The following is a 13,451-nucleotide window of genomic DNA, read 5'->3' as shown; positions in this document are numbered from 1 at the left end:
ACTCATAAACTCGACGCTCGAACGGGGATCTGTGTGAGGAGTGGACGTTGAAAATAGCGGTGCTCGGTACCGGGCAGGTCGGACGCAGGCTCGCGAGCAAGCTGGTCGAACTCGGACACGCGGTGACGCTCGGGTCCAGAACCGCCGACAATGCGGCGGCAACCGAGTGGGCGAACGAAACCGGCGGCAGCCATGGCACTTTCGCCGACGCCGCGGCCGATGCCGAGCTGGTGTTCAACGCGACCTCCGGCACCGTCTCGCTGGCCGCGCTCACTGCGGCGGGCGCGGCGAATCTGAGCGGGAAAGTACTGGTGGACGTGTCGAATGCACTGGATTTCTCCGGTGGATTCCCGCCGAAATTGGCCACCCCCGAGGCGGGCAGCGTCGCCGAGGCGATCCAGCAGGCCTTCCCGGAGGCGCGGGTGGTCAAGACCCTCAACACCATGAACAACCAGCTCATGGTAGACCCGTCCCGAATTCCAGGGCGGCACAATGTCTTTCTGAGCGGCGACGACCAGTCGGCCAAGGCCGAGGTGGCGGCGCTGCTGAAATCCTTCGGCTGGTCCGATGAGCAGATCATCGACCTGGGCGGCGTCGTGACCGCACGAAGCACCGAACCCCTTGTGCTGCTGTGGGTTCACCTCTACAACAAGTTCGGCACCGAGGACATCAACTACGCGGTGGTCACCGCCTGAGGGGACTACTTCGCCGAGCGGATGGCGCGCGAATATTCGGGGTTGAGCCGGACGCCGAGTTCTTCGAGGTCGATCTCGCGCCCCGTTTCGCTGCGCACCTCCACCCGAACCGGCGCACCGCTGGATTCCTCGACCAGCAGCAGCGGCGCGGGTCCCGGCTGCAGGTACGCATCGCCCCACTGCATGAGCGCGAGCACCACGGGCAGTAGATCGCGACCCATATCCGTCAGCGCGTACTCGTGGCGAGTCCGCTTGCCCGCCTCCTGATACGGCCGCTTGGCGAGCAGACCCGCCTCGGTGAGCTTGCGGAGCTGGCCGGAGGCCGCGGCATCGGTGATGCCGACCCGGGCGGCGAAACCGTCGAAGCGGGTGGTGCCGTAGTAGGCCTCGCGCAGGATCAGGATCGCCGAGCGGGTGCCGATGAGGTCCATCGCCTTCGCGATCGAGCATTCCGTGGGTTTCCACGCGCTCAGATCTGCCAACGGTCCTTCCATCACGGCTGCCATGACGAACATCATAGCGAACTCTGGCTTGAGTCGACTATACCCAGGCGTTAACCTGACTATAAGCCAATAGAGCCAGGCGGAGGAGTTCGGCTCACGGTTCGAAAGGAACCACTATGAGAGACGCGGTGATTGTCGAAGCGGTACGCACGCCGATCGGCAAGGGGAAGCCGAACGGGGCACTGCACAATGTCAACGCGGTGGACCTGCTCGCACACAGCCTGCGCGCGGTAGTCGACCGCAGCGGCATCGATCCGGTGCTCATCGACGATGTGATCGGCGGCATTGTCACCCAGATCGGCGAACAGGGCGCCAATATGACCCGGCGTGCGGCGCTGGCCGCGGGCTATCCGGAATCGGTGCCGGCGACGACGGTCGATCGCCAGTGCGGCAGCAGCCAGCAGGCCATTCATTTCGCCGCACAGGGCGTGATCGCCGGTGCGTACGACATCGTGGTCGCGGCGGGTGTCGAGTCGATGGGACGAGTTCCCATGGGCGCAAGCATGATCGGATCCGACGACTTCTCCGGTGTCGGCTTCGCCGAGCGTTATCCGGAGGGTCTGGTATCCCAGGGCATCAGCGCCGAACTGATCGCGGCCCGCTGGGGACTGACGCGCAACCAGCTCGACGAATTCGCCCTCGGCAGCCACGAAAAGGCAGCGCTGGCAACGAAGAACGGCTCGTTCGCCGGTCAGCTCGCCCCCATCGCCGGACTGGAAACCGATGAGGGCATCCGGGTCGGCAGCACCCTGGAGACCCTCGGCAAACTGCGTCCCGCCTACTACGACGAGGCCATGGCCGCGCGTTTCCCGCAAATCGGCTGGCAGATCACCGCAGCGACCGCGAGCCAGGTCAGCGACGGCAGCGCCGCGGTGCTGATCATGACCAGCGAACGCGCCGAGGAGCTCGGACTGAAGCCGCTGGCCCGGCTGCACAGCTTCGCGGTGGCCGGTGACGATCCGCTGCTCATGCTGACCGCCGTCATTCCGGCGACGCAGAAGGTGTTGCAGCGCGCCGGACTTCAGCTGTCGGATATCGATCTGGTCGAGATCAACGAGGCCTTCTCGCCGGTGGTACTGGCCTGGGCGCACGACACCGGTGCGGACATGTCGAAGGTCAACGTGAACGGCGGCGCCATCGCCATCGGACATCCGCTCGGCGCTTCCGGCGCGCGGCTGATGACCACGCTGGTGCACGCCATGCAGGAGCGCGGTGCGCGCTACGGTCTGCAAACCATGTGTGAGGCAGGCGGTTTGGCCAACGCCACCATTATCGAACGGCTCTGAGTCACCGAGCACCGCGGCACCGATCCCGCATCGGTGCCGCGGGCTCAGATCGAAACCAGCACGACCGCGATCAAAAAGCCGAGCAACCACGACTCGGCAATCAATGGCACCGCCACCAATGGCGTCCATGCGATGCGGCGTCGGTAACGGATCTTCTCCACAACCATGATGCCCACCGCGACCACGGAAAGGGCAATCCCGACCCACGCAACGCAATACGCGACCGCCAGATAGCGCACACCCCCATCGGGATCGGCATCACGCCCGAGAAATTCATATAGCGGAACGGAAGATGCCACCACCCATCCGAACCCGACCGCGAACACCGACCCGAGCGCCGCCCGAACCGCATTCGCCAACCGGAGCTCGAATCGACTCGACCCCATACCCCAGCATGACCGTTGGATCGGACTCGCACATCCGGTGCCACTCCGCTCCAGCAACAACCACCCGCACCAGTGCGCCGTCCACAGCGGCAGCAGGGGCACTGAACGCGGCCGACGAGAAGCCAGCGGCGCAGCAGCCCAACTCCGCGCGAACAATTCGCCGATCCCCGCGGCCCTGCCAGCCGCAGCAGGCGCACCCGACGAGAATCCGGCGGCGGTCCAACCCAGTGCGCGAATGATTCGCCAATCCGCGCAGCCCTGCCAGCCGCAGCAAGCGCACCCGACAAGAATCCGGCGGCGGTCCAACCCAGTGCGCGAATGATTCGCCAATCCGCGCAGCCCTGCCAGCCGCAGCAAGCGCACAGCGGGCGGGGGCACCGGGCTCGCTAGGCTGCACGGTGATGACCGAAACCTTCGTCTACGCCATTCCGATGCGGACCCGGTTCCGCGGCATCACGGTGCGCGAGGGAATGTTGATCAGGGGACCGCTCGGGTGGGGCGAGTTCTGTCCGTTTCCCGAGTACGACGATCGGGAGGCCGCCGGGTGGTTGGCGACCGCGGTGGAACAGGTGACAGTTGGTTGGCCGGAGCCGGTGCGGGAACGGATTCCGATCAATTGCACAGTGCCCGCGGTCGATCCGGAGCGGGCGCATGCGATCGTGGCCGGGTCCGGATGCCGCACCGCGAAGGTGAAGATCGCCGATCACGCTGATTCGCTGAGTGAGGATCTGGCGCGGGTCGAGGCGGTCCGGGATGCGCTGGGGCCCGATGGCTCGGTTCGGGTGGATGCCAATGCGGTCTGGGATGTCGAGACGGCCGTCACGCATATCGAGCAGATCGACCGTGCCGCCGGCGGTTTGGAGTACGTCGAGCAACCGTGCCGCACTATCGAGGAACTGGCCGCAGTGCGTCGCCGTGTCGATGTCCGAATCGCCGCCGATGAATCCATCCGCCGCGCCGAGGATCCCCTGCGCGTCGCGGTAGCGGGAGCCGCAGATATCGCGGTCCTCAAATGCACCCCGCTGGGCGGTGTCGGCCGCGCACTCCAGGTCGCCGAGGCCGCCGGACTGCCGTGTGTGGTCTCCTCCGCCCTGGAAACCAGCGTCGGCCTAGCCGCCCAACTCGCCCTCGCCGCCGCCCTCCCCGAACTCGAATTCGCCTGCGGCCTGGGCACTTTGTCACTCCTCGAAGGCGACCTCGTCCACGAATCACTCCGCCCGGTCGACGGCTTCATGCCGGTCCCGAAGTCACCCCCCACACCCGACCCGGCCCTACTGGAGCGCTACCGCCACCCCGACCCAGCACGAACCCGCTGGTGGGAGGACCGACTTACCCGGGTCCGTGCACTGACGCCGCCCAAGTGACCGTGTCGCGACGGTAGTCGGCAACGGCGAGCAGTGGACCACCGAACCCCGCACCTCCCAAAGGTCGGCGTTGCGCAACCGCGGTCGCGCGATTTCGATCGCGTTGGACACGCGGAGGCGGACCCCACAGCCGAGCATCGCGAGTTCGCATGCCTGGCCCGACAACCAGCTACCGGCGGCCGCAGACACGGCGCGACCAAAAACAGCAGGGGCCTCAAGTTATGCGGACACCGCACCCGAGCATGCTCGACCGCAAAACCAGCCCGGCTTCCGGCCCGATAATGCCATCGACGAGTTCCAAGTAGCGGCTACAGAACTCGGGTCCGTGCGGGGCCACCGATCCGGCGGCGGGCTCGAGGTGATGGGCCAGTTCGTGCAGAATCACCAATTCGCGCAGAGCCCATGCGGTCGCACCGGTGTAAAGCGGAACAGCCAGCACCGCATCGGCGGCCTCGTAGTGCGCGGCGGCGGTTCCGGCGCGAGAGCGGACCCGGACGGGCGTCGCGGCACGGTCCCATTGCGCCCGAATCCAATTGAGACTCAGCACCTTATCGGTGTAGACCTGCACCGATTCGACCGAGGCGAAGCGGCGCTCGATCGGCAGCGTGAGGTGTGAACCGTAGAGCTCTACCGTGCGGACACCGTTTTCATCGGCTCGATCGAATACACTCCGCACCAACTGCTCGGCGTCATACACCTTGGCGCGCTGGGTATCTCGCGCATTCATTGGGCCCCGCTCACGGTTCACAGCCATTGTCGCTCACGCCGAGTCGGGCAATTCGCTTGTCACGCAATGAATTCGCTCATTTCGACCCACCGGGCAATTGCCCACGCGCAGCACCGAGTTCGGGAGACGTCCCGAGCCGCGCCGCCTTCCCGGCCCGATCACCCGCACGCCGGGCCGCAGCGGAATGTCGCGCCGACGCCTGCGGACCGCGCCAGGTGCCGCGGGCATCGGAGGTCTTCTTATAGAAGTCGGTGAGCTCGATTTCCTTATTGCGCAGGGCCAATGCCGTACCCGCCGCTACGGTTTCGGGCACCACCTCGGCCACGACCTCCGCCTTCACCTCGGCCAGGCGTCGGCCGATCCGTGCGGCGAAGGCCATCTGAAAGTTCAGCCGCGCGGTAACCGCCGCAACCGGCGCTTGCACCCGCCGCTGCACCTTTCGGCCCCACCGTTTCTCCGTGACGAGCTTTTCGACGGTGGCCGAACGATACTGCCCCGATTTGATGTACTGATCCGACGCACGCACCATCTGCACCAGCAGACTGGCGTAGAGGGCTTCACACGTATCGATATCGGAATCGAAGCCGTAGGCGTAAACCTGCGTGGAGGTGCGCGCAACATCGCAGCGCACATCATTGGCCGCAGCGATCGCCACGAACAACTGCACGTAGGTGCGCAACCCCTTCTTGCCCGGCTCGCCGATCGGAATCATCCGCTGCACCGGCGTCGGCCTGCGCTCACGTCCGGCGATATGCGCGCGGGCGACCGTGAGGTCGATCGAAGACCTGGTCGCCAACCGCTGGGCCGCGGCCAGAAATGCCTCGGCCTCGTGCTCGTTATCGGTCGATTCGGCTTGGCGCAGCAACCCACCGATCCGGGTGAGCATCCGGTCCGGAACCGCATTCGGCGAAGTCATCGCCAGTCAGCCTAACCGCATCGCGCGTGACCACCACCAGGCCCGCGGAACCCGGCAGCCGGCGCCACAGATCCGGCGGAAGATCGTGGCTAACGGGTCACGGAATCGAGGAACGCGCGAATGACATCGACCGATTCGTGCGGCGCCTCGAAGGGCCAGAAATGTCCTGTGTCGAATAAGTGCACATTGCTGCCCTTCGGCAGCATCTCGACAACATCGGGATCGGTGTAGAACTCGTGCGGCTGCATCGGGTCCTGAGCGCCCTGCAAAATCAGCACCGGCGCCGTCCAAGAGCGGATCAATTCGGCGCGCCGATCGACCCATTCCTGCCGGAATGACGAGGAGTGGAAGTACCGCGGGACGGCCGCGGCGATACCCGGATGGGAGAACTCCTCGATGGTGCGCAGGAGGTCCGCCTCCGCGACGGGTCGCGCGGCCAGCCAGGTGTAGGCCGAGGCGACGAACCGACGGGCGTCACCGAGCAGCGCTGGGGCGTCGGCCGACGTGAAGAGTTGCTGCTGCGGATGCAGGCTGGGATGCAGATGCCACAGATGCTGCTGTCCGCGGGCATATCCGGTCAGCCGATCGCCGAGCATGGCGACGAGGTGATCGCCGGGCGGGGTGCCGCGGTCGTGCGTTACCAGCGCGAACTCGGCGATCCCGATCGTGTCGAAGAGGGCCTGGAGTTGGCCTGCCACCCCCCGTTGACGGTAATCGCCGGTGCGTTTGTCGGATTGTCCGTAGCCCTTCAAATCGACAGCGACGCAATGATATCGGTCGCTCAGCAACTCCAAGGCGTAATGCCATTGCCACCACGAATCCGGCACACCGTGCAGGAACACGACCGTGGGCGCCGATGGGTCACCGGCCTCCACGTAGTGCCATGTGACGGTCTCGCTGTCACCGGGCGCTGCGACGAACCGGTGTACCACCGTCGTATCGCCGAGCTGCTCGCGTTCACCGTCGGTGTCGGCCCGCACGGGGCCGGGTTCGGGGAGTTGCCCGAGGAGTGTCTCGACGCGCTGGAAGAGGTCCTGCGCAGCGCCGCCACCACTGAGTTCGGCACTGAAACGCTGCGGCGGATCGGTATATGTGTGGGCGAAATCCACGGTCATCTCGATGGTTCCTAACCATTGGTGCGTAATCGGAATGCTCGACGCGAGGTTCGCCAGCTGCGATCCAGCAGCTATCGAAAGCATTCGTGGCCACCTCCGCCGGAGCTGACGAAATCGTCACATGCGATGATTCACGCAGTCAAGGATTCTGACGAAATATTCAAAACTGATAGAGGTCAGGCTTCGGGATCGGAAAGTCAATCGCCCGACCTGCAGTTACAGCACCGTCACACGCACCGCAACGCCGCATCCGTACCGCGAAAGACACCGGGATGAGCGATCTGCCGTTCCGTGGTTTCGACGCCGACTGGATCTGGGCGGCGATCGTCGCGCTCCTCCGGATCCGATCACTGACAATCGGGTGGAAGCCCGGCGAAATAACGAGGCTACGAGCGACTATGACATTGCAGCGATATCGTCCGCCCCGGCTGGACAGTGCCCCTGTTGCGGGCACAATCGCTGCGTCGCATATAACAACCATGTATCTTGCCTTGTGCACCTGCAGGGTGTGCTGCTGCTCACGTCTCGACCCCTTGGAGTGTTCGCGATGGCTTTGAAAAAGGTGACGTCCCTACGTTCGTCGCTCGTACCACGAGCGGCGTTGGCAGCCGCCTCTGTTGCGCTGCTGACGGCGACGTTCACCAGTGCCTGCTCCAGCGATAGCGGCGGCAATCCATCCAGCCAGAACCTCACCGGCCGCGGCCCGATCACCTACGTCGAGGGCAAGGACACCACCGAAACCGGCGCGGTCAAGCAGCTGATCGAGCGCTGGAATGCCTCGCACCCGGATGAGCAGGTCACCTTCAAAGAGCAGTCGAACGATGCCTCGCAGCAGTACGACGACCTGGTCGAGCACATGCGCTCCAAGCAGTCCACCTATGACGTGGTCGCCCTTGACGTGCCATGGACCGCGGAATTCGCCGCGAAGGGCTGGATCCAGCCGCTGAAGGACACCTTCAAGATCGACACCTCGGCCCTGCTGTCCCCGACGGTCGCCAGCGCCACCTACAACAACACGCTCTACGCCGCGCCGCGAAACACCAACGGCGGCTTGCTGTTCTACCGCAAGGATCTGGTGCCGAATCCGCCCAAGACCTGGAGCGAGATGCTGGCGCAGTGCCCGATCGCCAAGCAGAACAATATGGGTTGCTACGCGGGCCAGCTCGCACCGTACGAGGGCCTGACGGTGAACGCGGCCGAGGCGATCAACGCCTACGGCGGCACCTTCGTCGGCGCGGACGGCAAGACCCCGACCGTGAACACCCCGCAGGCGCGCGCCGGGCTCAAGGTGCTCGTCGACGCGTACAAGAGCGGCGACATCCCGAAGGAAGCCATCACCTTCAAGGAGCCGGAGAGCGCCAACGCCTTCAACACCGGCAAGCTGCTCTTCATGCGCAACTGGCCGTCCACCTTCGGTGACGCGGGTGCGGAATCCTCCTCGGTCAAGGACAAGTTCGGCGTCGCGCCGCTGCCCGGCGAGAACGGCGTCGGCGCATCGACCCTCGGCGGCTACAACGCGGCGATCAGCGCGTTCTCCAAGAACAAGGCCACCGCACTCGACTTCCTGCGCTACCTGATCAGCGAGGACGCTCAGCACATCGTCGCGGCCGGTGCGCTGCCATCGGTGCGCGCGTCGATGTACGACGATCCGGCGCTGATCGCGAAGATGCCGTACCTGCCCGCGCTGAAGGATTCGATCGCCAACGCGGTGCCCCGTCCGGTCACCCCGTTCTACCCGGCGGTGTCGAAGGCCATCCAGGACAACGCTTATGCTGCGTTGAACGGAACCAAGTCCGTCGACGACGCGATCACCGGTATGCAAAAGGGCATCGAGACAGCCGGGTCGTAGCGAGTACAAGAGCGGACCCGACCACCCCGTAGGAGAGAGAAACGGTGTCGGATCCTTCGGGAACGGCCACTCGCGTGCCGAGCGACGGCGATCAGCCGACGAAGCGCGGATTCGGTGGCACCTTGGCGTTGGAGTTGCGGCGTTCCGGTAAGGCGTGGTTGTTCGTCACGCCCGTGCTGATCACCCTCGCGGTGGTCGTCGGCTATCCGGTCTTCCGCGCGTTGTACATGTCGTTCCAGAAGGATCCTGGACTCGACCCGGCGACCGGCATGTTCGTCGAGGGCGGCAGCGCGGGCTTCTCGAACTACACGCACTGGCTGCTGCAGCAGTGTCAGGCGGCCGGCGAGACGGTCTCCTGCCCGACCGGCAACCTCGGCTCGCAGTTCTGGCTGGCCATCGGCGTGACGCTGTTCTTCACGGTGATCACGGTGACCCTGGAGGCCACCCTCGGCCTCGGCATGGCCATGGTGATGGGCAAGACCTTCAAGGGCCGGGCGCTGCTGCGCGCGGCGGTGCTGGTGCCGTGGGCGATTCCGACCGCGGTCACCGCCCGGTTGTGGGAGTTCATGTTCCAGTACGACGGCGTGGTGAACCGGGTCTTCGGCACCCACGTGCTGTGGACCTCGGAGGCTTGGCCCGCGCGGTTCGCGGTCATCGCCGCCGATGTCTGGAAGACCACGCCGTTCATGGCATTGCTGCTGCTGGCCGGTCTGCAGGTGATTCCGGCCGATGTGTACGAGGCCGCCAAGGTCGACGGCGCGTCGGCCTGGCAGCGCTTCACCCAGATCACGCTGCCGCTGCTCAAGCCCGCGCTGCTGGTCGCGGTGCTGTTCCGCACCATGGACGGACTGCGCCTGTACGACCTGCCCGCGATCATGACGCTCGGCAATCCGTCCACCCGCCCGATTTCGGCGCTGGTGGTCGAACAGGTCCGCCAGGGTCCCAACAGCGCGGCGGCACTGTCGACGATCACCTTCCTGCTGATCTTCGCGGTGGCGTTCCTGCTGGTAAAGGTTCTGGGCGCCAATGCCGTTCGGACCCAGGAAGAACAGCGGGAGGCGCACTGATGACCACCGTGAGCACCAAAAAGCCCGCGGCACAGACACCTTGGACCAAGCGCCTGGGTCCGGTGCGGCTGTATCTGGGTGCGCTGATCGTGCTGGTGTGGGGCCTGGCCCCGTTCTACTGGATGGCCGTCACCGCATTCCGCGATCCGGACTACACCTTCGACAACACGCCGTGGCCCACCCACGTCACCCTGGAGAACTTCCGCAACGCCTTCGACACCAGCCGCGGCAACGACTTCGGCAAGGCGCTGCTCAACAGCGTCATCATCGGCACGGTGACCACGGCCGTCGCGCTGGTACTCGGCGTGCTCGCCGCCTACGCGCTGGCGCGGCTCACCTTCAAGGGCAAGTACCTGGTCTCCGGACTCATCCTGTCCGCGTCGATGTTCCCGGTGGTCGTGCTGGTCACCCCGCTGTTCCAGCTGTTCACCAACCTCGGTTGGATCGGCGAATACCAGGCGATGATCATCCCGAACATCTCGTTCGTGCTGCCGATGACCGTCTACATCCTGGCCTCGTTCTTCGCCGAACTGCCGTGGGAACTCGAGGAAGCCGCCCGCATCGATGGTGCGACCAAGATGCAGGCGTTCCGGCTGGTCATGCTGCCGTTGGCGGCGCCCGCGGTTTTCACCACCGCGATCCTGGCGTTCATCGCCTCGGTCAACGAATATCTGCTGGCCCGGCTGCTCTCCAGCGATAAGACCGAACCGGTGACCGTCGCGATCGCGCGCTTCTCCGGTAACAACCCGCTCGTGCAGCCGTACGCCGCAATCATGGCCGCAGGCACGATGGTCACGATTCCGCTGGTCATCATGGTGCTGCTGTTCCAGCGCCGGATCATCTCCGGTCTCACGGCGGGTGGCGTGAAGAGCTAGTACGCCCGTCGCATGGGTTGAATCCCGTTGCGGCGGTAATACTCGGTGTATACGATCTCTGGTCATTTCCGATCGTGTCCTGTGCAGGTGAGTTTTACCGACGCTCCGGGAGGAGATGATCGTGAGCTCGTTCCGCAAGCGGCGACGCGGCGGCAGTCGCCGACGCAAACCGATGCCGGCACCCTATGCCTCCGTCGCGGGATTCAGCGAGCACAACTTCGGGACGTCACGACGCAAGGACAAGCCCCGACCGCCCGGTTCTTCGAAACCGTCCCGGCCGCAACCGACCCCGGCGAATCGACCACAGCGCACCAGGGGCGAACGCTTCCGACGGCTACTGCTCGCCCTGTTCATCACCTTCGTCGCGGTGCCGTCGTTGCTGTTCGTGCTGGTCTACTGGAGCGCCGAAATCCCGGATCCCGATTCGGTGCAGACCAATCAGATCGCCACCATCCTGGCCGCCGACGGAACCACAGTGATCGCGAAAGTTGTTCCGCCCGATGGCAATCGGATTCCGGTACCGCTGTCGGAGGTGCCGAAACCGGTGCGCGATGCGGTGCTCTCGGCCGAGGACCGCAACTTCTACACCAACCCGGGCTACTCGAGCAGCGGATTCCTGCGCGCCGCGCGGGACAATATTCTCGGCAAAGAGGATGCGGGCGGCGGTTCCACCATCACTCAGCAGTATGTGAAGAATGCCTTCCTCGGCTCCGAACGCACCCTGACCAGGAAGATGCGCGAGCTGATCATCGCCGCCAAAATGGCGCGGCAATGGAGTAAGGACGACATCCTCGCCGCCTACCTCAACACCATCTATTACGGGCGCGGCGCGTACGGGATCTCGGCGGCCGCGAAGGCCTACTTCAACAAGTCGGTGCCGGAACTGACGCTCGCCGAAGGCACGGTCCTGGCCTCGGTCATCCGCACCCCATCGATCCTGGATCCGGAAACCCATCTCTCCGATCTGACCGCGCGCTGGAAGTACGTGCTCGACGGCATGGTCGAGATGGGTGCGCTCGCGCCGGGCAACCGTGATGCGACGGTATTCCCGCAGATCGTCCCGATCACCGAAATCCCGGACGTCAACGCGGCCCGCGGCCCGGAGGGCCTGATCCGCAGCCAGGTGCTGCGGGAACTGCGCAGTGCGGGCATCAGCGAGCGGGAACTGAATACCGGGGCATTGCAGATCACCACCACCATCGATGCCAAGGCACAGCAGGCCGCACTCGACGCGATCCACGATCGACTCGACCCGCAGCCGCCGGATCTGCGTGGCGCGGTGGTTTCGATCGACCCGCGGTCCGGCGCGGTGCGCGCCTACTACGGCGGCGCCGACGGTATCGGCTTCGATTTCGCGCAGGCGCCGCTGCAGACCGGCTCCGCATTCAAGGTCTTCGCGGTGATCGCGGCACTGCGGCAGAGCATTCCGCTCACCCGGATGCTCGACAGTTCACCGGTGACCGATCGCGGTATCACGATCACCAACGTGGACGGCGAATCGTGCGGCAAATGCAGCATGGCCGAGGCGCTGAAGCGCTCGCTGAACACCAGTTTCTATCGACTGACGATGTCGATGTCCGACGGCCCCGAGGCAATTGCCGATGCCGCCCATCAGGCCGGTATCCCCGAAGAGATTCCGGGCGTGGCCGGCAAGACGCTCACCGAGGAAGGCGGGCACCCGCTCAACGGAATCGTGTTGGGCCAGTATCTGGTTCGCCCCATCGATATGGCATCCGCCTACGCGACGATCGCCAATTCCGGTGTCTACCACCAGCCCTACTTCGTGCAGCGAGTGGTCGCGGGCGACGGCCGCGTCCTGCTGGATCGGGGTGGACCCGACAAACAGGCCGGCAAGCAACTGCCGCCCGGCCAGCAGCGCATACAGCGCGGCATCGCCGACAGTACCGCCGGCGCGATGATCCCGATCGCCGCATATTCCAACGGGCACAGCCTGTCCGGCGGACGCCCCTCGGCCGCCAAGACCGGCACCACCCAGCTCGGTGAGTCGAAAGAGAACAAGGACGCGTGGATGATCGGCTTCACCCCGTCGCTGTCCACAGCGGTCTGGATCGGCACCGAACAGTCCCAGCCCATCGAAACCGCGCGCGGCACCGACATCTATGGCTCCGGTTTGCCCGCCGATATCTGGAAGCAGGTGATGGACGGCGCGCTCGACGGCACCCCGATCGAGCAGTTCCCGGCGGCCGGATCGCAAGGCGGCCCGCCGACCGCGAGCAAACCCTCCGGCGGCAGCTACGACATCCTGAATCCGCCGACCAGCACCTCCGCCGCACCGGTGATCATCATTCCACCCGCCCCGGAGCCCACGAAGGAAGTCGAAATCTTCCCCGGATTCAGCATTCCGGTGCCGGGCTGAATCTATGGCAGCGCCTCCGGCGCTGCGTGTTCGCGGCCCCCTGGTGTCTCGCGTCCGACCCTTTCGAGCGACCTGCAAGCAGTCGCTAGCGGCGCCGTCGAGACTCGCGACTACGTCGCATGCGCTTCGACGACTCGACTGTGTCCTATAGCCGCGCCTTCGCGCGGACGCGAGACGGGCCGCGAACGGTCGCTCGTAAGACTCGCTCCGTGGTGGTTGACGGGGCGGGACGTTCGGCACCTGGTGCACGCCTGCCGGATGCCGCGCCTGCGGCGCATGCGCTTTGGCGGT

At 65.4% G+C, this 13,451-nt stretch carries 12 protein-coding genes; 7 read left to right on the top strand and 5 right to left on the bottom strand.

What is annotated here, in order from left to right; all coding sequences use genetic code 11:
- Positions 1 to 47: 47 nt before the first annotated feature.
- Positions 48 to 695 (top strand): NADPH-dependent F420 reductase, encoded by a 648-nt coding sequence (locus ACZ60G_RS24985; RefSeq protein ID WP_465812737.1) that lies wholly within the window; start codon positions 48 to 50, stop codon positions 693 to 695.
- Positions 696 to 700: 5 nt separating this feature from the next.
- Here ACZ60G_RS24985 and ACZ60G_RS24980 read toward each other — a convergent pair whose 3' ends face one another.
- The gene (locus ACZ60G_RS24980) at positions 701 to 1,213 is read right to left on the bottom strand and encodes a winged helix-turn-helix transcriptional regulator (RefSeq protein ID WP_465812735.1); all 513 of its coding nucleotides are present in this window, start codon (positions 1,211 to 1,213) and stop codon (positions 701 to 703) included.
- Between the two features lie 101 nt (positions 1,214 to 1,314).
- Between ACZ60G_RS24980 and ACZ60G_RS24975 the strand changes: the two genes are divergently transcribed.
- Positions 1,315 to 2,484 (top strand): thiolase family protein, encoded by a 1,170-nt coding sequence (locus ACZ60G_RS24975; RefSeq protein WP_465812733.1) that lies wholly within the window; start codon positions 1,315 to 1,317, stop codon positions 2,482 to 2,484.
- Between the two features lie 44 nt (positions 2,485 to 2,528).
- Here ACZ60G_RS24975 and ACZ60G_RS24970 read toward each other — a convergent pair whose 3' ends face one another.
- Entirely contained in the window at positions 2,529 to 2,810 is a 282-nt protein-coding gene (locus ACZ60G_RS24970) for a hypothetical protein (protein ID WP_465812731.1), read from the bottom strand.
- 461 nt (positions 2,811 to 3,271) lie between these two features.
- Here ACZ60G_RS24970 and ACZ60G_RS24965 point away from each other — a divergent pair, with 461 nt between their 5' ends.
- Positions 3,272 to 4,234, top strand: coding sequence for an o-succinylbenzoate synthase (locus ACZ60G_RS24965; RefSeq protein ID WP_465812729.1), 963 nt, complete (start codon positions 3,272 to 3,274; stop codon positions 4,232 to 4,234).
- Positions 4,235 to 4,448: 214 nt separating this feature from the next.
- Here ACZ60G_RS24965 and ACZ60G_RS24960 read toward each other — a convergent pair whose 3' ends face one another.
- The 3 genes from ACZ60G_RS24960 to ACZ60G_RS24950 form a co-directional block, all read right to left on the bottom strand.
- Entirely contained in the window at positions 4,449 to 4,961 is a 513-nt protein-coding gene (locus ACZ60G_RS24960; RefSeq protein ID WP_465812727.1) for a TIGR04338 family metallohydrolase, read from the bottom strand.
- Positions 4,962 to 5,037: 76 nt separating this feature from the next.
- Positions 5,038 to 5,877, bottom strand: coding sequence for a DUF2786 domain-containing protein (locus tag ACZ60G_RS24955; protein WP_465812725.1), 840 nt, complete (start codon positions 5,875 to 5,877; stop codon positions 5,038 to 5,040).
- 89 nt (positions 5,878 to 5,966) lie between these two features.
- A complete protein-coding gene (locus ACZ60G_RS24950) occupies positions 5,967 to 6,992 on the bottom strand; it encodes an alpha/beta fold hydrolase (protein ID WP_465812723.1) in 1,026 nt (341 codons plus the stop codon).
- 547 nt (positions 6,993 to 7,539) lie between these two features.
- On the opposite strand from ACZ60G_RS24950, the gene ACZ60G_RS24945 reads away from it, so the two are divergent.
- From ACZ60G_RS24945 to ACZ60G_RS24930, 4 genes are all read left to right on the top strand, one after another.
- Positions 7,540 to 8,841 carry an ABC transporter substrate-binding protein gene (locus tag ACZ60G_RS24945; protein ID WP_465812722.1) on the top strand — a complete coding sequence of 434 codons (1,302 nt, stop codon included), beginning with the start codon at positions 7,540 to 7,542 and terminating at the stop codon, positions 8,839 to 8,841.
- A gap of 44 nt (positions 8,842 to 8,885) precedes the next feature.
- Entirely contained in the window at positions 8,886 to 9,908 is a 1,023-nt protein-coding gene (locus ACZ60G_RS24940) for a carbohydrate ABC transporter permease (protein ID WP_084509351.1), read from the top strand.
- Positions 9,908 to 10,783 carry a carbohydrate ABC transporter permease gene (locus tag ACZ60G_RS24935; protein WP_465812720.1) on the top strand — a complete coding sequence of 292 codons (876 nt, stop codon included), beginning with the start codon at positions 9,908 to 9,910 and terminating at the stop codon, positions 10,781 to 10,783. The genes ACZ60G_RS24940 and ACZ60G_RS24935 overlap by 1 nt, the downstream gene beginning before the upstream one ends.
- Positions 10,784 to 10,898: 115 nt before the next feature.
- Positions 10,899 to 13,160 (top strand): transglycosylase domain-containing protein, encoded by a 2,262-nt coding sequence (locus ACZ60G_RS24930; protein WP_465812718.1) that lies wholly within the window; start codon positions 10,899 to 10,901, stop codon positions 13,158 to 13,160.
- Positions 13,161 to 13,451 lie beyond the last annotated feature (291 nt).

The organism is Nocardia sp. NPDC102475, from assembly GCF_055584605.1.
This window is presented reverse-complemented; position numbering and strand designations above follow the sequence as displayed.